15 protein-coding genes are annotated in these 21498 nt (G+C 52.4%); 6 read left to right on the forward strand and 9 right to left on the reverse strand.

What is annotated here, in order from left to right; translation table 11 throughout:
- The first annotated feature begins 61 nt into the window (after window positions 1–61).
- Window positions 62–658 carry an arylesterase gene (locus NLI84_RS11650; protein WP_255990329.1) on the forward strand — a complete coding sequence of 199 codons (597 nt, stop codon included), beginning with the start codon at window positions 62–64 and terminating at the stop codon, window positions 656–658.
- Between the two features lie 29 nt (window positions 659–687).
- Here the strand turns inward: NLI84_RS11650 and NLI84_RS11655 are convergent, their stop codons facing one another.
- From NLI84_RS11655 to NLI84_RS11670, 4 genes are all read right to left on the reverse strand, one after another.
- Complete coding sequence (locus tag NLI84_RS11655) at window positions 688–972, reverse strand: GIY-YIG nuclease family protein (RefSeq protein WP_255990330.1); 285 nt, start codon at window positions 970–972, stop codon at window positions 688–690.
- 67 nt (window positions 973–1039) lie between these two features.
- Window positions 1040–2542, reverse strand: coding sequence for a lysine--tRNA ligase (gene lysS / locus NLI84_RS11660; RefSeq protein WP_255990333.1), 1503 nt, complete (start codon window positions 2540–2542; stop codon window positions 1040–1042).
- Between the two features lie 38 nt (window positions 2543–2580).
- Window positions 2581–3684, reverse strand: coding sequence for a peptide chain release factor 2 (gene prfB / locus NLI84_RS11665; protein ID WP_255990334.1), 1104 nt, complete (start codon window positions 3682–3684; stop codon window positions 2581–2583).
- Between the two features lie 135 nt (window positions 3685–3819).
- Window positions 3820–8574, reverse strand: coding sequence for an NAD-glutamate dehydrogenase (locus NLI84_RS11670; RefSeq protein WP_255990335.1), 4755 nt, complete (start codon window positions 8572–8574; stop codon window positions 3820–3822).
- Window positions 8575–8779: 205 nt separating this feature from the next.
- Here NLI84_RS11670 and NLI84_RS11675 point away from each other — a divergent pair, with 205 nt between their 5' ends.
- Window positions 8780–11032, forward strand: a complete 2253-nt coding sequence (locus NLI84_RS11675) for a DUF1631 family protein (protein WP_255990337.1) — start codon at window positions 8780–8782, stop codon at window positions 11030–11032.
- Window positions 11033–11119: 87 nt separating this feature from the next.
- On the opposite strand, the gene dapD is transcribed toward NLI84_RS11675, so the two are convergent.
- From dapD to msrA, 3 genes are all read right to left on the reverse strand, one after another.
- Window positions 11120–11938: a 2,3,4,5-tetrahydropyridine-2,6-dicarboxylate N-succinyltransferase gene (dapD, locus tag NLI84_RS11680; protein ID WP_255990340.1), complete on the reverse strand. Its 819-nt coding sequence runs from the start codon at window positions 11936–11938 to the stop codon at window positions 11120–11122.
- Window positions 11939–11962: 24 nt separating this feature from the next.
- Window positions 11963–13159, reverse strand: coding sequence for a succinyldiaminopimelate transaminase (gene dapC, locus NLI84_RS11685; RefSeq protein ID WP_255990342.1), 1197 nt, complete (start codon window positions 13157–13159; stop codon window positions 11963–11965).
- An 88-nt stretch (window positions 13160–13247) separates the two neighbouring features.
- Window positions 13248–13775 (reverse strand): peptide-methionine (S)-S-oxide reductase MsrA, encoded by a 528-nt coding sequence (gene msrA, locus NLI84_RS11690; protein WP_255990343.1) that lies wholly within the window; start codon window positions 13773–13775, stop codon window positions 13248–13250.
- 149 nt (window positions 13776–13924) lie between these two features.
- Here msrA and NLI84_RS11695 point away from each other — a divergent pair, with 149 nt between their 5' ends.
- The 3 genes from NLI84_RS11695 to NLI84_RS11705 are packed head-to-tail and all read left to right on the forward strand — an operon-like array spanning window position 13925 to window position 16703.
- Window positions 13925–15259, forward strand: a complete 1335-nt coding sequence (locus tag NLI84_RS11695) for a tyrosine-type recombinase/integrase (protein WP_255990345.1) — start codon at window positions 13925–13927, stop codon at window positions 15257–15259.
- A 1-nt stretch (window position 15260) separates the two neighbouring features.
- Window positions 15261–15833: a hypothetical protein gene (locus tag NLI84_RS11700; protein ID WP_255990347.1), complete on the forward strand. Its 573-nt coding sequence runs from the start codon at window positions 15261–15263 to the stop codon at window positions 15831–15833.
- A gap of 12 nt (window positions 15834–15845) precedes the next feature.
- A complete protein-coding gene (locus NLI84_RS11705; protein WP_255990348.1) occupies window positions 15846–16703 on the forward strand; it encodes a hypothetical protein in 858 nt (285 codons plus the stop codon).
- Between the two features lie 98 nt (window positions 16704–16801).
- Here the strand turns inward: NLI84_RS11705 and NLI84_RS11710 are convergent, their stop codons facing one another.
- Together NLI84_RS11710 and NLI84_RS11715 are read right to left on the reverse strand one after the other, a co-directional pair.
- Entirely contained in the window at window positions 16802–18355 is a 1554-nt protein-coding gene (locus tag NLI84_RS11710; protein ID WP_255990350.1) for a replication endonuclease, read from the reverse strand.
- 221 nt (window positions 18356–18576) lie between these two features.
- Window positions 18577–19284, reverse strand: coding sequence for a site-specific integrase (locus tag NLI84_RS11715; protein ID WP_255990351.1), 708 nt, complete (start codon window positions 19282–19284; stop codon window positions 18577–18579).
- 759 nt (window positions 19285–20043) lie between these two features.
- Here NLI84_RS11715 and NLI84_RS11720 point away from each other — a divergent pair.
- Window positions 20044–21075 (forward strand): hypothetical protein, encoded by a 1032-nt coding sequence (locus NLI84_RS11720; protein ID WP_255990360.1) that lies wholly within the window; start codon window positions 20044–20046, stop codon window positions 21073–21075.
- Window positions 21076–21498 lie beyond the last annotated feature (423 nt).

The raw sequence follows: 21498 nt of genomic DNA on the forward strand, positions 1-21498 counted from the left end.
CTTGCTCCGGCGGTGACGACTCGCATACGCTGGTGAGTGCCTCTTTCCAGATTCGCTACTTATGCGCTCCCTGCTTCTTTTGCTTGTCACCCTGCTGCTCGCTGCCTGCGGCCAGCCGGATCTGCCGCGCCTGGCTCCCGGTGCCACTGTGCTCGCTTTCGGCGACAGCCTCACCTACGGCACTGGCGCGGCCGAGGGCGAGGACTATCCCAGCGTGCTCGCCGGTCTGATTTCGCGCCCGGTGGTGAACGAAGGTGTGCCTGGCGAAACCAGTGGCCAGGGTCGGGCCCGATTGGCCGACGTGCTCGATGAGGTCAAGCCTGCGCTCGTCATCCTATGCTTGGGTGGCAACGATTTTCTGGGCCGCCAGCCTGCCAGCGCCACGCGTGCCAATCTGGAGGCCATGCTGGGCGAGCTTCGCGGCCGCGGCATACCCGTCTTGCTGGTCGGCGTGCCCCAGCTCGGCTTCGGCCTCGCAACCGCCCCGCTCTACGGCGAGGTGGCTGCCGATCTGGACGTGCCGCTGGAAGATGAGGCACTGGCCGACATTCTGAGCCAGCGCGCATTGAAGAGCGATCCCATCCATCCCAATGCCGCAGGTTACCGGCAGTTCGCCGAGGCTATCGCCGAGGCGCTGCGTGAACACGGGGCGCTATGATTGTGGCTCCCCGTGTGCGGGCGCCCATGTCAGGGCACCGAACACGCAACGAGCAGCGATGGGGCGGGTGGGTATTGCAGGCACAGTGCCCGCTTCTGCGGTGGAGTCAGTTGCTTGAGCCGGTATTCCTGGCGCGAGGCATCAGCGCGGTCGGCGCATTCTTGCACCATCAGCAGTTGCTGCGGCGGGTGCGAGCGGGTGTAGCGTGCGCCACGGCCGCTGGCGTGCTCGGCGTAGCGTCGGGCGACATCCGTGGTGATGCCGGTGTAGAGGCTGCCGTCGTGGCATTCGATCAGATACAGAAACCAGGCCATGGCTGCTCGGCGGGCGAGGTGGAAACAAAAACCCCCAATCATCGATCGGGGGTTGGGTAGACAAGGTTTAGTCTTCGCGGCGCATCTGCGGGAACAGGATCACGTCGCGGATGCTCGGCGCATCGGTCAGCAGCATCACCAGACGGTCGATACCGATGCCGCAGCCGCCGGTGGGCGGCAGGCCGTATTCCAGTGCACGGATGTAGTCGGCGTCGAAGTGCATCGCTTCGTCGTCGCCCTTGTCCTTCAGATCGACCTGGGCCTGGAAGCGCGCGGCCTGGTCTTCCGGATCGTTCAGCTCCGAGTAGCCGTTGGCGTGCTCGCGGCCAACCATAAACAACTCGAAGCGCTCGGTGATGCCGGGGTTGCCGTCGTTGGCGCGGGCCAAGGGTGAGACTTCGGCCGGGTAGTCGACGATAAAGGTCGGCTCCCACAGCTGCGCTTCGGTCGTTTCGTCGAACAGCGACAGCTGCAGGCCGCCGATGCCATCGGTCAGCACGGGTTTCCCGCCCAGGCGCGCGATCTCGGCCTTGAGCCAGGCGCGATCGTTCAGCTGTTCACTGGTGTACTGCGGGTTGTAGCGCAGGATGGCCTGTTCGATGGTGTAGCGGGCGAAGGGCTTCGACAGATCGACCGTCTTGCCCTGGTACTCGATCACCGTGTGGCCCAGCACCTCGCGCGCGGCGTAGCGGATCACGCCTTCGGTGAGGTCCATCATGCGCTGGTAGTCGGCGTACGCCTCGTAGAACTCCATCATGGTGAACTCGGGGTTGTGGCGCGTGCTCATCCCCTCGTTGCGGAAGTTGCGGTTGATCTCGAACACCCGCTCCATGCCGCCGACCACCAGCCGCTTCAGGTACAGCTCCGGCGCGATGCGCAGGAACAGCGCCATATCGAGCGCGTTGTGATGCGTGGTGAACGGCTTGGCCGTGGCGCCACCCGGGATCGGGTGCATCATCGGCGTTTCCACTTCCAGATACGCCTCGTTCACCATGAACTCGCGGATCTTCTGCACGATCTTGCTGCGCTTGATGAAGGTGTCGCGGCTCTGTTCGCTGACGATCAGGTCGACGTAGCGCTGGCGATACTTCTGCTCCTGGTCCGCCAAGCCATGGAACTTGTCCGGCAGCGGGCGCAGGCTCTTGGTCAACAGACGCAGCGCGGTGACTTCGACCGACAATTCGCCGGTCTTGGTCTTCATCAGCTTGCCGGTGGCGCCGACGATATCGCCCATATCCCAGGTCTTGAACGCGGCGTAGACATCCTCGCCCACGCTGTCGCGGCTGATATAGAACTGGATGCGGCCCGAGCCATCCTGCACCGTGGCGAAGCTGGCCTTGCCCATGATGCGCTTGAGCATCATGCGGCCGGCGACGGTCACCTCGACCGCCAGCGCGTCGAGCTCTTCCTTTTCTTTTTCGCCGTACTTGGCATGCAGGTCGGCCGCGATGTGCTCGCGCTTGAAATCATTGGGGAAGGCCGGGCCAGTCTCGCGCAGCGATGCTAGCTTGGCGCGGCGCTCGGCCATGATCTGGTTTTCGTCCTGGGGCAGGGCTTGTTGTTCGCTCATCGTTCTTTGTTCCACTGAATTCTGCTTGAGGGGCGGAATTACACGCCCTGCTTGAGGCTGGCTTCGATGAAGCCGTCGAGGTCGCCGTCCATCACGCCCTTGAGGTTGCCTACTTCGTAGCTGGTGCGAAGATCCTTGATCCGGCTCTGGTCGAACACATAGGAGCGGATTTGGTGGCCCCAGCCGATGTCGGATTTGCCGGCTTCGAGCGATTGTTGTGCTTCCATGCGTTTGCGCAGTTCCAGCTCGTACAGTTTGGCGCGCAGCATCTTCCAGGCCTCGTCGCGGTTCTTGTGCTGAGAGCGGTCATTCTGGCACTGCACGACAGTATTGGTCGGGATGTGCGTCAGTCGCACGGCCGAATCGGTTTTGTTGATATGCTGACCGCCGGCGCCGGAGGCGCGGAAGGTATCGGTACGCACGTCGGCCGGGTTGATCTCGATCTCGATGCTGTCGTCGACTTCCGGGTAGACGAACACCGAGCAGAACGAGGTGTGGCGGCGCGCGTTCGAATCGAACGGCGATACGCGAACCAGGCGGTGCACGCCGGTTTCGGTGCGCAAAAAGCCGAACGCGTAATCGCCGGAGAGCTTGATGGTGGCGCTGGTGATGCCGGCGACCTCGCCTGCGGATTCTTCCAGCACTTCGACGGCAAAGCCCTTGCGCTCGCCATAACGCACATACATGCGCAGCAGCATGCCGGCCCAGTCCTGCGCCTCGGTGCCACCGGCGCCTGACTGGATGTCGATGAAGCAGGGGCTCGGGTCCATTGGATTGTTGAACATGCGGCGAAATTCCAGCCTGGCGATCTTCTCTTCCAGCGCAGCGGCATCGGCAGCAATGGCTTCGCAGGTTTCGAAATCATCTTCGCCGCGCGCCATCTCGAAGAGCTCTTGCGCGTCTTTCGCGCCGCCCGCCACTTCGTCGAGCACGACCACCACGTCTTCCAGCGCCTTGCGCTCGCGGCCGATTTCCTGCGCTTTTTTCTGGTCGTTCCACAGCTCGGGGTCTTCGGACAGCCGAACCACTTCCTCCAGCCGGTCGCGTTTGGCCGGGTAGTCGAGGTAGCGTTTCAGTTCCTCGGCGCGGTTGGCGAGGTCTTCAAGGTGGGCAACGATCTGGTTGAGCTGTTCGGCTTCCATCACTGGGCTCGGATTGCGCGAAACCCGCGATTATACCAGCGAGGCAGGGAGGCTGTCCGACCCGCGCGACATGGCGCTCGGCGAAATGTGGCCCAGGCGGGCAAGCCCGCCTGGGCCACGGTGTGGCGTCGTCGATCAGCTGGCGACTAGCCGCCCCTTAAGCTCGCGCAGCGCTGCCGAAATCATCGCCAGATCAGGCGTGCTCTCGCGCAGTTCGGCCAGGATGCCGTGCCATTGCAGCGTTGCGTTCTCGCTGCAGGACAGCCAGCGCGTCAGGCGTGTTGCGATATCACCGTTGCTGACCTGCCAGGCCGCTTGCGACAGCGCGACGTGCAGCTTCATCAGATCGTCGCGCGCGGCGATGCGGGCCAGCGCCTGCCAGCGGTTGTCGCGCGGCAGGCGCTCGATCGCGCCGGCCAGCCAATCGAAGGCCAGCGCGTCGCCCAGCGCCAGATAGAGCCGCATGCGCTCGGCCAGCGAGCCCGCGTCGCCGGTGCCGCGCGCGAGTTCCAGGAAGGGCAGCGCATGGTCGATAGCGAGCGCGCGGCCGGCGACATCCGCGGGTATCCCCGCCGACAGCCAGGCCTCGCGCTTGGCGAGCGCCACGCCCTGCTGCACCAGCCATTCGGGCAGTTGCGCCAAGCTGAGCGCGGCGCAAGTGCGCAGATGGTCGAGCGATGCCGCATCGAACGCGCCCTGGATCAGCCAGCGCGCCACGCGTTCGGTCTGGCGGCGCGCGCCGAGCAACAGGCCGTAGACGTCCTTGGTGGTTACGCCGCGTGCGATCAGCACTTCGGTCAGCCGCGCCAGCGTTTCGGTCTCCAGCAGTGCTTGCGCCTGGTACAGCGCGTCGACGACGCGGGCCGCTTCGCTGCCGGTTTCCTCGGCAAGGCGGAACACGCAGGTCACGCCGTAGCGGTTGACGATGTGATTGGTCAGCACGGTGGCGACGATTTCTCGGCGCAGCGGATGCTCGGGCAATCGATCGCCGAAACGGGTGGCCAGCGTGGCTGGCAGCGCCTCGGTCAGCAGGCTGTTCCAGCGGGGCTCGTCGACGAGCTCGCTCGCCAGCAGTTGCTGCTTGAGCACGATCTTGGCGTAGGCGAGCAGTACCGACAACTCGGGCCGGGTGAGTCCGGCGCCGGCCTGGACGCGCTCCAGGCACAGGCTGTCGCTGGGCAGGTATTCCAGCCGGCGCGACAGCTTGCCGTCTTTTTCCAGCTTCTGCATGAAGCGCTGGTGGATGGGCAGCAGCGACACTGCCTGCTCGGCCTCCAGCGCTACGGCCAGCGTCTGCAGCGTGTTGTCGCGCAGCACCAGCGTGCCGACCTCGCCGGTCATCGTGGCGAGCAGTTCGTTGCGCTGCTTGTCGGTGAGATCGCCCGAGGCCTGGATCCGGCCGAGCAGGATCTTGATATTGACCTCGCGGTCCGAGCAGTCGACACCGGCCGAGTTGTCGATCGCATCGGTGTGGATGCGCCCGCCGGCGAGCGCATATTCGATGCGTCCCAGCTGGGTGAAACCCAGGTTGCCGCCTTCGGCCACCACCTTGGCGCGCAACTCCTTGCCGTCGACACGCACCGCGTCGTTGCCTCTATCGTTGGCCTCGGCGTGGCTTTGCGTGCTGGCCTTCACATAGGTGCCGATGCCGCCGTTGTAGAGCAGGTCGACCGGCGCTTTCAGGATCGCCTGGATCAGTTGTGCGGGTTCGAGTTCATCTACCTCGACGGCCAGCAGCGCCTTGGTCTCGGCTGCAAGCTTGATGGTGCGCGCATTGCGTGGCCAGATGCCGCCACCTGGCGAAATCAGCGCGGGGTTGTAGTCCAGCCACGACGAGCGTGGCAGTGCGAACAGGCGCTCACGCTCGGCGAACGAGGCGGCAGGGTCGGGGCTCGGGTCGATGAAGATATGACGATGGTCGAACGCGGCAACCAGCTTTACCGCGCGCGAGCGCAACAGGCCGTTGCCGAACACGTCGCCCGACATGTCGCCGACGCCGGCGATGGTGATGGGATCCGTCGCCACGTTGAATCCCATCTCGCTGAAATGCCGCTCGACCGAGATCCAGGCGCCACGCGCGGTGATGCCCATCTTCTTGTGGTCGTAGCCGTTGGCGCCGCCCGAAGCGAAGGCGTCGTCCAGCCAGAAGCCGTAATCGCGCGACACGGCGTTGGCAATGTCGGAGAACGTGGCCGTGCCCTTGTCGGCGGCCACCACCAGGTAGGGATCGTCGTCGTCGAGGCGCGTCACCCGTGGTGGTGGCACGACGGCGCCATCGGTGTAGTTGTCGGTGATGTCGAGCAGGCCGCGGATGAAGGTCTGGTAGCACTCGATCCCGCGCGCCAGCAGCGCCTCGCGCTCGGCGGGCGGATGCTTGACGACGAAGCCGCCCTTGGAGCCGACCGGCACGATCACCGTATTCTTCACCATCTGCGCCTTCACGAGGCCCAGCACCTCGGTGCGGAAGTCGTCCCGGCGGTCGGACCAGCGCAGCCCGCCGCGCGCCACCTTGCCGCCGCGCAGATGGATGCCCTCGACCTCGGTTGAATAAACGAACACCTCGAACAACGGCACCGGCTGCGGCATGCGCGGGATGCGCGACGGCGAGAGCTTGAAGGAGACGTAGGGCTTGGGCGAGCCCGCCTCATCGGCCGTCTGGAAGAAGTTGGTGCGCACGCTCGCACGCAATGCGTGGCGGAAAGCCGCAAGGATTTTCTCGTCGTCGACGCTGGCGAGCGCATCACTTTCGGCGGCGAGTTTCAGCGCCTGCGCTTCGGCTTGCGCGAGGTCTTGCCCGGCCGGATCAAACTGCAGGTGAAACAGCTGCACCAGCGCCGCGGCATGGCCGGCATGGCGCAGCAGGCAGTCGGCAATGGTATCGATGTCGACATTGAGCCCGATCTGCTTCAGATAGCGGGCGTAGGCACGCAGCAGCAGCACATCGCGCCAGGCCAGATGCGCCAGCGGCACCAGTCGGTTGAAGGCGTCGTTCTCGACCTGGCCGGCCAGCATGGCGACGAAGGCATCGACGAAACGCTGGCGTGCCTGGGGCGCCTCCAGCATGCCAGCCTGGGGCAGGCGCAGGCCGACGTCGACGATCCAGGCGCCGCTGCCATCGTCGAAGGTAAGCGCGTAGGGCTTTTCGTCGAGCACCCGCACGCCAAGGTTCTCCAGCAGCGGCAGGCAGTCCGACAATTCGATGGGGCTCGCGCGGTAAAGCTTGAGGCGCCACAGCCGGGTGTCGCTATGGCTGGCGGCAAGGAGCCGCGCCGTGGTGCGGCCATTGCCCAGCACCAACTCCAGCGCATCGATGTCGTGCACCGCCAGCCGTGGCGCGTAGTCCGCGCTATAGGCGGTGGGGAAGGCGCGCTGGTAGCGCTGGTAACGGTCGGCGCCGAGCTCTTCGCCGTTGTGCTGACGCAATTGCTGGCGCAATTCGTCCTGCCAGCGTTGGGCGATCTCGACGATTTGCGCTTCGAGCGCCGTGGCGTCGTATGTCGGGGTGTGGCCGTGCGGAATGCGGACGAGGAAATGGATGCGCGCCAGCGGCGCATCGGTGAGCAGCACATTGAATTCCGCGCTCCGCCCGCCCAAGGCGTCGATCAAAAGGCGCATCACCTTGATGCGCACGTCGGTGGTGTAGTTGTCGCGCGGCATATAGAGCATGACCGACACGTAACGGCGGTAGATGTCGTCGCGAAAGAAGGTGCGCACCCGCATCCGTTCATGCAGCGAGACGATGCCTTGCGCGATGCGGGCGAGCTCTTCGGCACCGATCTCGATCAGTTCCTCGCGCGGATAGGTGTCGAGCACATTGAGCAGTGTCTTGCCGCGATGACCGGAAAGGTTGACGCCGGCGAGCGCAATCACCTGTTCAATCTTGTGGCGCAGTATGGGCAGCTCGCGCGGCGGGGTGGTGTAGGCGCTGGCGGTATAAAGGCCCACCAGCCGTTGCTCGCCGGTCACGTTGCCGTCGGCGCCGATGCGCTTGATGCAGACCATGTCGAGATAGACCGGGCGGTGGACGATGGAGCGCACATCGGCCTTGGTCAGGATCAGCAGCGTCTGGTTGCTGTATGCCAGATCGCGCAGCTCCGGGGAGAGCGAGGCATAGGTGCGTGATGGCCCGCCGACGCCCGCGTCGCGCAGCAGCCCCAGGCCAGAGCCCGGCACGATCATCAGCTGCTTGCCGTAATCGGTATCCTCGAAGCGATATTCGCGACTGCCGAGGAAGACGAATTGCCCCGCTTGCAGCCATGCCAGAAAGGCCAGGCTTTCGTCGCGTTCGGCTTGCGCCAGCGGTGGAGGGCTGGCTTGCAGGTCGGTCAGCGTGTGGGCAAGCGCCGCTGTCATCGCCGGCCAGTCGGCGACCGCCGTTTCCAGTGCGTCGAGCGCCTGGGTCACTTCCCGTCGCAGCGCGTCCAGATCCGCGGCATCGGATGCGCGATCGACTTCGAAGCGCATCCACGATTCGGGCTGACCGCTCGCGCCCAGTCCCTGCCACTGCCCGGCGCCGTCGCGGACCACGCTGAGCACCGGATGCATGACGAGATGCACGTTGTGGCCACGACGCGCCAGCGCCATCGCCACCGTGTCGACCAGGAAGGGCATATCGTCCGACACCAGTTCGAGCACGGTGTGGCTGCCTTCCCAGCCATGTTCGGGCAGGCTGGGGTTGTAGACGCGCAACAGCGTCTTGCCGCAGGGGCGAATGGTACCGAAGCGGTGATGGGCACAGGCGGCGCCGATCCAGTCTTCCGGTACGCGGGACTGGAAATCCTCGCTGGCCAGATTACGATGGTAGGCGGTCAGGAAATCGCGCAAGCTAGGTTCGGCAGGAGCGAGCGCGAGCAGGGGGAGCAGGTCCTGGCTGGTAATCAGGTAACTCATGGGCGTGACCACATCCTTGTGGAGTACGCCTCAAATTTATACGGCGGACCGAGACTTTGCCTTTGGGGTTTTCCTCATTGGGGCAGCGACACGCGGTACCACCCAGCCCGACGGACGCTCGGTTTTTTCGTATGACTGTCACCGGGCACGAATATCATATCATGCTAATATTTGCCAAGAGCAGCTCAAACCCCGGAGAAGCCGAATGCAACAGGCTCGCAACCCGCAACCCACACCGCGATTGAGCGCTACGCTGGCCGCTTGCCGCGACATGGCGCTCAGGCTGCTCGCTGATTCGCTCGACGGTTACTTTGCGGAGCTTGAAGAAAAATTCTTCCAGCTGGCAGAGGACACCCATGATCGGGATTTGCGCGATGTGTATTTTGGCGCGCGCGTCGAAATCAAGGCGAAGAAGACCGAGATCATCAGCACATTCCGTCAGCAGTTCGTCGAAGCTTTCAATGAGCGCTGGAGCGGCAACGGCAATCCGGCCAGCGGCTTTTTCAAGGTCGTGGTCGATACCGGCGAGCTCAGCCTCGTGGCGAACGACGATTACGAAGAAAGCCTGACCGCCAGTCGCGTTGCGAATGCCTTCAAGCAAAAGGGTGGCGACACCTTGTCGCAACTCGAGCAGCGGCTGGCCAGCCTGATGCCGGAGGATGAAAACGACACGGTCAACAACCCGCTCAGCCCAGAAGCGATCTGCGAGGCCTTCCTCGCAGCGTGCCGTCACCTGGAAAGTGGACTGTCCGCGCGCCTCGTGGCGCTGCAAGCGTTCGAGACCGCGCTGTCCGATCGTGTTGCCGGTGTCTATCAGAGCGTCAACCAATATCTGATCCAGCAGAATGTGCAGCCACGCGCCGCACGCGGCGTGGTGCGCCGCCCCGACGCCCGCCCCGCTGCACAACAGCCGGACGCCGCTGCGCCGCAAGGCGATGCCGGCGCGCCCTATGGCACCGCACCGGGCACCATGCCGGGTGGCGCGTTCCCGGGCGGAGTGCCGGCCGGTTTCGGCCAAGCTGCCGTCGGTGGCGAATACGGCATGCCCGGTGGCATGGCCGTGGCGCCAGGCGCGGGCTCCTATATGCCGTCCTACGGCCTGACCGCGGAGCTGGCGCAGCATTTCGCGCGCCTTGCCACCGGTGAGGCCGAGAGCCGCAGCAGCGCGCTGCGCCCGGAATGGTTTTCCTTCCTCGACAATCTGCAGCACGATCCTCCTGGCGCGAGCAATCTGCAGGGGCGTCCCGAGAACCTGCTGACGCTGCTGCGTAGTACCCGCTGGGCGGGTGAACTCGCCCGTGGTGACACGATGACCTTCGATCTGGTGGCGATGTTGTTCGACCGCCTGTTCGAGGACCCCAGCCTGCCCAACGTGGCCAAGAAGCTGTTGGCGCGGCTGCAGATTCCCGTGCTCAAGGTGGCCTTGCTCGATACGGGCTTCTTTGCCAACAAGCAGCACCCGGCCCGGCGTTTCGTCGATTTGCTGGAAGAGGCGTTCTCCGACAAGGATGCTGAGCCGGCCGAGGATGACCCGGTGCTGGTCGCCTTTAGCGAGGCCGTGGCGTGGGTAGTCGAGCATTACGAGGATGATGTCGGCGCTTTCGATACCGCGCTGGATAAAATCAATGGTTTCTACGCCAGTCTGGAGGCCGAGGCCGAGGCTCGCACGCGCGATGCGGCAGAAGACCTGATCCAGCACGAGGTGCAGGAGTTGGCGAGCGTAACCGCCACAGCCGTCGTCGAGGCGCGCCTGCAGAGCAATACCGATGCGCCTCAGCTGGTGCGCGATTTCCTCGCCATCTGGTGGCGGGGCGCGCTGACTGCCTCGTATGGGCCAGAGGGCGAATCCGGCGCCGAGTTCGTGCACTACGTGCGGGTGATGGACGCGCTGTTGTGGAGCCTGCGGCCCAAGACGACGCCGGAAGAGCGGCTGCAGCTGGTCAATACGCTGCCGGCCATGCTCAAGGCGCTGGAGCAGGGTGCCAAGCGCGCACAAATCCCGGCCGAGGTATCCAAGGACTTCTTCTCGCAACTGGTGCAGTGTCATGCGCTGGCGATACGCAGTGGCTTACGCGCGGCAAACGAAGCATCGCAGGTGCCGGTTGCCGAGCGCCCAGCAGTACCGCCGGTGGTGGTGCAGCCGGTGCAGGAGGCGCCCGCCGCGCCGCAGCCCGAAACCGTACATGCAACGGTGCGCCCGCAGCAGGCTGGCATTCAGCGCGGTGACTGGGTGACCTGGGAAAACGACGACAACCGCACGGTGCGGCTGCGCTTGTCGTGGCTCAGCCCGCAGGGCACGCGCTTCCTGTTTACCAATCGCCAGGGCGAGAACGGCCTCACATTGACCCGAGGCGAGCTCGATGCCCACTTCGCGTCCGGCCGGCTACGGCTGCTGGATGTCGAGGAAAGCGCGACCGATCGCGCATTCAACCAACTCCGCGAACAGCTGGGCGCGTAATCCCGGCACAGAGCACTTGTACTCAGTACAAACGGGGCGCCTTGGCGCCCCGCTTTTTTTACGATGCCCCGGATCCGGGGCGGTGCATCAGATGCCGCGCAAGAGCTCGTTGATGCCGACCTTGCCGCGGGTCTTCTCATCAACCTTCTTCACGATCACGGCGCAGTAGAGGCTGTAGCTGCCATCCTTGGACGGCAGGTTGCCCGACACCACCACTGAGCCCGCCGGGATGCGGCCGTAGCTGACTTCGCCGGTTTCACGGTCGTAGATCTTGGTCGACTGGCCGATGTACACGCCCATCGAGATTACCGAACCTTCCTCGACGATCACACCTTCCACCACCTCGGAGCGTGCGCCGATGAAGCAGTTGTCCTCGATGATGGTCGGGCCGGCCTGCAGCGGTTCCAGCACGCCGCCGATACCGACGCCACCCGAGAGGTGTACGTTCTTGCCGATCTGCGCGCACGAGCCGACGGTGGCCCAGGTGTCCACCATGGTGCCTTCGTCGACGTAGGCGCCGATGTTCACATAGGACGGCATCAGCACCGCATTCTTCGCGATAAAGGAGCCGCGGCGGGCGATGGCGTTAGGCACCACGCGGAAACCGCCAGCGCGAAAATCCGCTTCGCTGTAGCTGGCGAACTTGCTCGGCACCTTGTCGAAGTACTGGGTGCAGCCGCCGGCCATCACTTCGTTGTCGTTGATGCGGAACGACAGCAGCACGGCCTTCTTGATCCACTGGTGGGTCTGCCAGGCGCCGGCAATCTTCTCGGCGACGCGCAGCTTGCCGGTGTCCAGGCCCAAGATCACTTCGTTGATCGCATCGCGCAGCTCGGCCGAGACGGAGGCGGGCGTAATGTCGGCACGGTTTTCGAACGCGGTTTCGATGACGGTTTGCAGGCTCATGATGGTTCCTGGTTTGGGATGGGTTTACAGGCGCTCTACGAGGCGCACGATGCGCTCGCTGGCGGCGATGCAATCGGTGAGTGGCGCCACGAGGGCAATGCGGACGTAGCCGGCACCCGGGTTGACGCCATGCGCCTCACGGGCGAGAAAGCTGCCCGGCAGCACGGTCACATGCTCTTCGGCATAGAGCCGGCGGGCGAATTCAGTGTCGGTGAGGCCCTGGGGTGCTTTCGCCCACAGGTAGAAGGCTGCGTCGGGCAATGCCACGTCGAGCACGCTGGCCAGTTTGGGCGTCACCACTTCGAACTTGGCGGCGTACTGCAGCCGGTTGTCCTCGACGTGGGCCTCGTCGTTCCAGGCTGCGGCGCTGGCGGCCTGCACGGTCGGGCTCATCGCGCAGCCGTGATAGGTGCGATAGAGCAGGAATTTTTCCAGCACCTTTGCGTCGCCGGCCACGAAGCCCGAGCGTAGCCCCGGCACGTTGGAGCGCTTGGACAGCGAGGAGAACATCACCAGCCGGCTGAAATCACGCCCCAGCTTGATCGCGGCTTCCAGCCCACCCAGCGGCTTTGCGCTGCCGAAATAGATTTCCGAGTAGCACTCGTCGCTGGCGATCACGAAGCCGTGGCGATCAGACAGCGCGAACAGCTTCTGCCAATCCTCAAGGCTGGCCACGGCGCCGGTCGGATTGCCGGGACTGCAGACGTAAACCAGCTGGGTGCGTGCCCATATGTTGTCGGGCACGCTGTCCCAGTCCGGCTGGAAACGGTTTTGTGCGAGGCAGTTCACGTACCAGGGTTCGGCCCCGGCCAGCAAGGCCGCGCCTTCGTAGATCTGGTAGAAGGGGTTGGGCGAGATCACCACCGGTGTGTGCGCCACCGTCGGGTCGATCACCGCCTGGGCGAACGCGAACAGCGCTTCGCGGCTGCCATTGACCGGAACGATCTCGGTGGCCGCATTGGGCGCGGTGATGCCGTAGCGGCGGGCGATCCACTCGGCGATGGACTGGCGCAACGCGTCCGACCCTAGCGTGGCCGGGTAGGCAGAGAGACCGTCGAAATTGGCGACCAGTGCATCCTTCACCAGCTGCGGTGTCGGGTGCTTGGGCTCGCCAATCGACAGGTTCACATGTGCCAGCGCAGGATTGGGCGTCAGATCGGCGAACAGTTCACGCAGCTTCTGGAACGGGTAGGGATGCAGCTTTGCAAGGCGCGGCGACATGGCGGCAGGCGTTGGGGAAAACGCTGATTATAGCGGCGGCAGCGCTACACCGTAACCCAGCGCCTTGCCGCCATGGGGCGGCGAGCGCTTATTCGTTCACCAGCGGGGCGAAGTACTGCTTGAGTTTCTGCACCTTGGGTGCCGCGACCACCATGCAATACGGCTGGCTGGTGTGCTGGTTGTAATAGTTCTGGTGGTAGTCCTCGGCCGGGTGGAAGGTCGGTGCCGCGACGAGTTCGGTGACGATGGGCGCTGGCAAGCTGCCGGCAAGGCCGGCCAGCGTCTGCCTGGCGATGGCTTCCTGCTCCGGTGTATGCCAGTAAATGGCCGAACGGTACTGCGTGCCGACGTCGTTACCCTGGCGATTGAGCGTGGTCGGATCGTGGATGGTGAAGAAAATGTCGAGCAGCGTCTCGTAGCTGACGATGGCCGGATCGAACTGGAGCTGTACTGCCTCGGCATGGCCGGTGCTGCCATCGCACACGCTGCGGTAGTCCGGGTCGGGCACATGACCGCCGATGTAGCCCGATACCACGCGCTCAACGCCGCGCACGCGCTGGAATACCGCCTCCAGACACCAGAAGCACCCCCCTGCAAGAGTAGCAATCTCAGTCATATCAATTCCTTTATAATCAATGCGTTAGTGTTTTTATGTTGTGTGAGTATATGTTCACTTTCCATAAAAATCGAGCAATTTTTCACAAGCACTTCACAAGCAAGAGCTATACTGGATATGTGTTTCAGTAGCTTATGGGGATGTGAAAAATGCTGGTTGAAAAAGGGATACAACTTGTAAAGGTCAAAACTGGTTCAGGTATTACAACAAGATTTAGAGTTCAAATCAAGAGAGTAGATTTCAAGCTTGATAGGTTGTTTGAGAGTTTAGAAGATGCCAAGGAAGTTGTTGCATTAGCCAAAAGCAAAGAGGGCAGGAATAGACTTCTAGCCAAAACACAAGAAGAAGAAAAGAGAGAGGTTGAGTTTAATATTCCACCTTTAAAATACTGGATTGAAAAATATGTAAAAATGTATTTACCTGAAATTGAGAAAGAAGGTAAATTTTGGGAAGGTCAAAACCTACTTAAACATAGAAGTAGAGCTAATCAACTAGCATTCATAAAAAATATTTTAAGCACAAAAATACCTGATACTAATGCTCTTGATAAATTCTTGAAAAAAGGTAAGACACCAGAAGATTTTGCTCATCTAAAAGATTTTATTAATTTTGGAGAAAAATCATTTGGTGACTTGAAAGTTACTGAAATAACACACCTTCATATAAATTCATACATTAGAGAGAGATTGAAGCATATTAAAAAAATATCTATTCAAAGAGAATTGTCTGTTATGAATAAGATATTTGAAAAGCTCAAACACATGAGCCATAGCTTTATTGAATTTAAAAGTCCTGTTTATGGATATGATAAAACATTGCTGGCTAATGCTTTAAATAAAAGCTCATTCAGGTTTGAAGATGAAGAGTTGGAGAAGCTACTTGAAGCCCTGTTAGATATGAAGAACATTGAAAATTATCAAATTACAATGATTTCTCTTTTAACTGCAATGAGAAGAAGTGAAGTGGTTAATCTTCAATGGTCAAGAATATTTCTTGATAAGAGTTATATTGTTCTTGATGAAACTAAAACAAAGCCTAGGAAGGTTTTTTTGACAGAACAGGCAAAGCAATTCATCCAACTGATAGATAAAAAAGAAAATCAAGACAAGGTTTTCAAAATAACAATCAATGGGTTTGAGAGAAATTTTCAAAGGATTAAAACTGATTTGGATTTGAAACATATCAAGTTTCATAAGATTAGAGCTGAGGCTATTAGTAGAATTTTAACATCTATGTTAAACAACAATGGTCAAATTTCTTCAATTGTAGCTAGTAAGTTCATAGGTGCTAAATCAGTCAAGAAGCTTGAAAAACACATTGATAAAATAAAGCAACCAGAATTAGCAAATCAAGATGACTTGTTAAAATCTGTTGGTCATTCTCACAGCTCTACAACTGCTGATTTTTATTTTACTTTAAAAGATGATGAAATAAATATTGATGATAAAAAAACAGCATTAACAACCAGAACAGATAAAAGGTAAGATGATGTTAAACACAAAAGAAGAGATTGAAGCTTGGTTGATTGAGATGGGGATTAAAAATTATACCATCAATGATGATTTAACAGTAAATACTAGAACTGGTGTTGACTTAAGAAATAAAGGATTAACAGAAATACCAATTCAGTTTAATAGAGTAGGTTATCATTTTGACTGTTCACACAATGAATTGACTAGTCTTAATGGTTGCCCTAGAAAAGTTGTTGGTTGTTTTTATTGTAATCATAATAAATTGACAAATTTAGAAGGCTGTCCAGTAGAGCTTGTTGGACATCTTTTTGGTGGAAGTAGTGATTTTAATTGCTCATACAATAAATTAACCAGCCTAAAAGGTTGTATTGAAATAATAGATGGTGACTTTTGGTGTGAGGGTAATGAGATAGATGATTTCAAATACTTACCAAAAGAAATCAATGGCAAATTCCATGCTAAATATGCAGAAACATTTGAAGAGGCTCAATATTTACAACAGATAGCATTAGATGAAGAAGTATTGACTAAAATGGTGAGTAATATTGTAGAGCCAACAAAGAGAAAGAAATCACAACCAGTATAAGGATGTTAACAAATGAAGATGATAGGTTTTGATGAGAAATTCAGTTTGCTTTGCCAAGAGGCTTTTTTGACAAAGAATACTCTTTTATCTGGGTTTGACCTTTTGCTTAAAGCAAATTTCTTTCAAGATAGAGAAGGGTATTTTTATTCTGCCTTTTTTAATATTTCTATTGGAATGGAAAGAATATTAAAAATAGCCATAGTCACAAACTACATTCTTGAAAATGGGTATAAAAACCCTACCTTGGCTCAACAAAAAGAATTAAGAGATAAATTTGGACATAAAATAGAGCTTCTTTATCAAGAGTGTCAAAGATTAAGAGAGGTATATTGTAACAATACAAATCCTCTCACTGCTCTTGATGAAAAAATAATTGGCTTTCTGCATGAGTATGCAGTTAAAACTAGATATCATAATTTAAATGAAGTTTGTGAACCAAAGAATAGCAAAAGCCCATTGAGTAAGTGGTTAGAAATTTCAAAAGAGGTTTATGAAAAATATACTCCACCCAGTACCAGAGAAAAAGCTGGATTGAATTTGTTGTATAAAATGGATAGGGAAGGTATTACTAATAAGCCAACAAATCAATTAGATAGTCATGGACAGGTTATGTTTGTTTTTGATATTCTACATTGTCAATATATTATTGAAAAAAGTAGACCTCTAATTATTTGGAGAATTGTTGAAATTTTACAACCTATGCATTTTTTGCTATGGGAAATGTCTCGAAGGGCAAGTGAATATGAAATAAATAACAATATCAAGACAATGGTTATCCCTCATTATGAGGATTTTTTCTACTTCCTGTTGGCAGATAAAGCTGATATTAAGAGAAGAAAGAAGTGGCTTGATATTTTCAACAGGTATTAAGAGCAATAATGACACAGCTACCAAAATTTTTTGTTAGAACTGGTAAGCCTTTCCTCCTGCCAAACCTGCCTTTGTGTTTAAACTGGCTTAATCCTATGTTAAATCAAGTTATGTCTTATTAGTAATCTTGTTGAATTATTAGCTATTTTCTCAATAACAGTGAAATATGGTTTTAGCTTTGTTATTGGATTTGCTTTACTTGGATAATTAACAATAACTGTAGAACAGTTATTGTTATGGGTTTTGCTATTTCTTATAATGTGGAATAACATTTTTAGGTAATCAAAACCTTGAATTTTTATCCCAAGAATACTTTTTTTAACATCTTTGATTAAGCTCATTGAGAATTGAGTTTTTAGTTCAAGAAAATCTGCATAACCTGTTTTGCTTTTAGACAAAATATTTTTAGCAGTATCAAGAATGATGTTGTTAAAAAAATTTGTTTTCATAAATTGTCTATACAGTGTAATTGATTTCTCTACACCAAACATATTAAACCCTCTTATCCTGTGGGCTGTTCTAACAGCATTATGAGCCAAGCTATTGTCTTCTTCTGCTGTTAATACCTCATTCCTGGAAATCTTCTCAATGAGGCTTAAATCAAGTCCTAGGGTCTTTGATACATACTTGAATATGTAAGAGCTGGCTTTTGCTGAATCACCTCTCTTTTTATCTTCAACCTTAAAATCAACACTGCTCTCATTAAAATGTATTTTGCATACACCTTGAAGAGTTTTAATGTTTGATGTGTCTATAAACATCAGGCAATGATAATGAGGAGAGCCATCCTGATGAAATTCATTGACATTTATACCCATAAAATCAATCTGTCCATCATTTAAATTTGTTCTTATTCTTGCCCATCTTTCAGTAAAATACTTATGAGCCTGCTTGACTGTTGAGCCATCCCATTTCTTAGAGCCATTTAATGGATTAGAGTGAAACCTTGGTGGAACAGTAAAAGTAATAAAAACCCAACCCCAGTCTTTTTCTTCTGCTAATTTCTCAATGCTTCTACATAAGTTTATTTTTTCTGCTATCTCTTGCTTATTAGTTCTAACCACATTAATTAAATTGATAGAATGATTATTTTCACCTATAAGCACTGTGTCTTTCAAATAGTCAAATTGTTTGATTTTATGTTTCTTGAAATTATTTAGGAATGAAGTAGAGCAATAAGGTCTATGCTCATTGACTAGATTAAAGCACTGGTCAAGGTAGTAAAATGATTGAGTGACAAGACTTTTTATGGACTTATATCTACTGGTGAACTCAGTCTTGTATTCTTCATTATTTAATTTTTTGAAAAACACTTGAAGGTTAAATTCTAAATAACTTCTTATTTCTTTGTCATCCATTGCCACAAATTTGAAAAATCTAAAATCTATGTTTTTGATGATATTGTATAATCTTGGTGCTGATAGGTTTAGGATGTAATAAGATTTACTTTGCCTAAAAAAACCTTCTGCATAATCATCAATGATGGTTAATAGAAATTGCTTAAATGCCTGTTCTTGTGTGTAGGTGTGGAAGTGTTTAGATAGGAAACCAGATAAATCAATATGTTTGATTATGAGCTTCTTTGATTTGTATTGACTGTTAAATTCTGCTTGAAGAGTATTGTAGTCAATGGCTTTTATTAGTTCTATCATAGTTATTTTCCCAGTTTTATCCTTGGGATTTAACTAATTATTTTACTGTGGCTATTGACTTTTTATTAAGTATTTCATATTATATGCCTATGAATTAAAAAATACTTTAAGTTGGTAAAATAGTTTATTTAAATCTTGCAGGATTTCAACCTATATTACTAAATAAAAAGTAAAAGTCAATAAAGAAAGAACCTAAATGGTTCTTTTTTTATTTGTGCAGATTAGTGTGGGTTTTTTAACTTCTTCAACTTACTTCTAATCTTAAACTTATCAAGTTTGCTCACTGTATTTATTTTCTCATTACTCTTATTCTCAATAGATAAAATCTTGGGACCTTGTAAATCACCAGTCTTTAACTTATAGCCATAAGCTCCTTGGGAATTTACTGACCTGTGACCCATTGCAACAGCAATTTCCTCCTTGATGTATCCACCAGTCTTTAAATCCTCTGCAAAGGCATGCCTGAAAGTGTAAGAGCTGGCTTTATATTTATTCTTATAAAGTTTCTGTGAGGTTCTAATGATTTCAGTGCTGATTGCTTGTAGTGTTGTTTTTAAATCCAAGAATAAGGTATTTTTAACATCACTGTTTTCAATGGTATTGACAAGATATTCATTGTAAGATTTTTCATCTATTGCAATAGTCAACACTCTTTCTTTTATCCCTCTACTTTGTGCCTCATTCACTTTTGCACCTTTGATTGTGAATTTCAATTGATTATCCACTTTCTCAATGAAGATATTTTTAAGCTCTGATGGTCTGCAACCAGTTAGAGCCATAATTGAAACTGATAGCTTATGGTTGTCACTACATCTATTAAATATCTCTTCCCTAAAATTTAAGTGTGACTTGTAGAATTTAGTAAATCCATTTTTCTTGCTATTGGTTTTTTTCTTCTTATTGCTGTTTTCCTCATTTTCATTAGTCATAGTTTTCCTCATTTTAAAAAGTTTTTCTTATTTTTTTGCAAGACCATCCCCCAAGAGTTTTTTCGTTCCTCAAAAATCTTGACCCCTTGAAGGGGTGAGAAAGTTTTCTCTAATTCGTTCCTCATTAGTTCAACTTTCCCTTGTTATTTCACAAAAAACCATTGTGAAATAACAATAAATCTCATAGTGAAGTAACAGTGTTTATTATGCATATTGGTTGAAATAGTCAATGTTGACATTCTCTACTTTAAGATATTTTGCAAAAGTGAAATATCCTATTTTTATTCTGCTGTTGGTTTTTCTGGTTGAAAATATTTTTTACTTTTTTATGTTGAAATAAAAAAAGGACTTCAAGAGTCCTGTTTTGGTGTTAAAAAGTATAATTTGAATTTTGGTGTGTTCTGATTTTTTGTTTTTTTGAATTAACTGTGAATTTTCACAGCAATCAAGAATTGCCTTGGGTTTTTGTTTTAAAGATTTTTGGTTTTAGAAAAACACCAATAGGTGAGTGGTGTGTGTTCCAGAAAATCTTTTAGGTTTACAGGTTTTTAGGTTCTTTTTTAACATTACTTAATTGATGTTTAACATCTTAAAATTATACAGCCATCATTAAATTATATTTAACCATCTACACATTATCATTCAGCAACTAAAAGGAATAAATCAACATCATAAAACCACCATTTAACATTAAATTATTATCTAAAAACACTTGACTTTTATTTTTCAATTAATAACATATGAAAAATGGAGGTTGTTATGGATTATTCTAAAAATTTAGATGTTGGTATTTCTGACTCAAGGAAGGTATTTTTGCTAATGTATGAAGGTGATTTAAATACAAAAATACTTTCCAGCTCATTGCCTGAGATTTATTCTAATTTAACTGGTGAGGGTCTAATATCATCTTCTTATGAGTCATTTAAGAATTATGTATATTCATCAAGAAAAAAACTAGGTTTAGATAATAAGCTTCTTGATATAAGTCTTGCACCATTGATTGAAAATCCTAACTCAATGAAGGTGATTGAGAATTTACTTTTAAATAATGATTTGAATACCACAATAATCATTAAGTCCCCATCAGTTGTTTATGGTGATTTAATGAAAAACAAACTTATTAGCTGCAATTATGATTACTTCAAATTATGCATACATAAATTAAGGAAGAGGTATGGTTTGCCATCAAGATTAAGTCAAATTAATTTGAAGGTTGGTAAAGAGGTAGTAATTGTTGTTGAGAAGGCTGTTGTGACATCTAAAAATAAAGATTTAAGTAATGGAGTTGCACCATCATCCAAAGGTAGCCTTAAAACAGTTGCAACTGGCACTAGTGGCAACATGGGGGATGTTAGAAATGTTCATGAAATGTATGTTGGTGAAGTTATGCAAGATAAATATGATTTGACATTTAAAAAAGATGAATTTAATAGATTCTTACCTAATAATGATGATGAAATTTTTTCTTGTAGTAAATATATGGAGACAGATTTAGGTTTATCTAGTTGGGTTAAATATTATCAAGAAAATATGAACAATCCTAGATTTGTTAATGTTTATGAGTTTTTAAATAGTCCTGAGAAAATACCTTTGACTGATAGTTTAATATTAGAAATTGGGCAATTTACTGATAATGGCAAAATTAGTTTTCAAAGTTGTGAAAGTAATAGTAGAAGGTTTCCTAATTTAAAGAAATACAAAGTATTTACTAAATTTAATCTTCATTATTTAAGACTAATGATGTTTCCAAAATTGTTTGACCAGTTTAAAACAGCATATAATAATAGTTAATCCAGTAGTTCAGTAGTTTATGTCTTGTGCAAAAAAAAATGGACTTATAGAAAATCCATTTGTGTTTATTAAGTTGTGTAACAAGTCACTAAAATTCAAGTTTTGAAGGTTTGGAAGCTGGGTTTCCAAGGTGTTAGGTGTTGAACCTGCCTAGTTGCCTCAAAAATCAGGTTTAAGCACTTGTTAGGTGATGGGGTAGGGGTCAGTAGCCTGCTGGTAGTGCAAAGCCCTAGAAAACAGGCTGGCTGAGGTTTTTACATGGTTTAAGGTGTTGTATTTTCACAAGCACTTCCCAAGTGGCACTAGTGAAAATACATAAGTCATTGATATTTAATGGTTATTTATACGTAAATGTTTTAAGACACCAGAAACAGCCGCCGGCCAGGGTTGCGATCTCGCTCATGGTGCTTCTCCTTGGGATGC

This window comes from Chitinolyticbacter albus, from assembly GCF_024437655.1.
In the GTDB taxonomy this organism is placed as follows: Bacteria; Pseudomonadota; Gammaproteobacteria; order Burkholderiales; family Chitinibacteraceae; genus Chitinolyticbacter; species Chitinolyticbacter albus.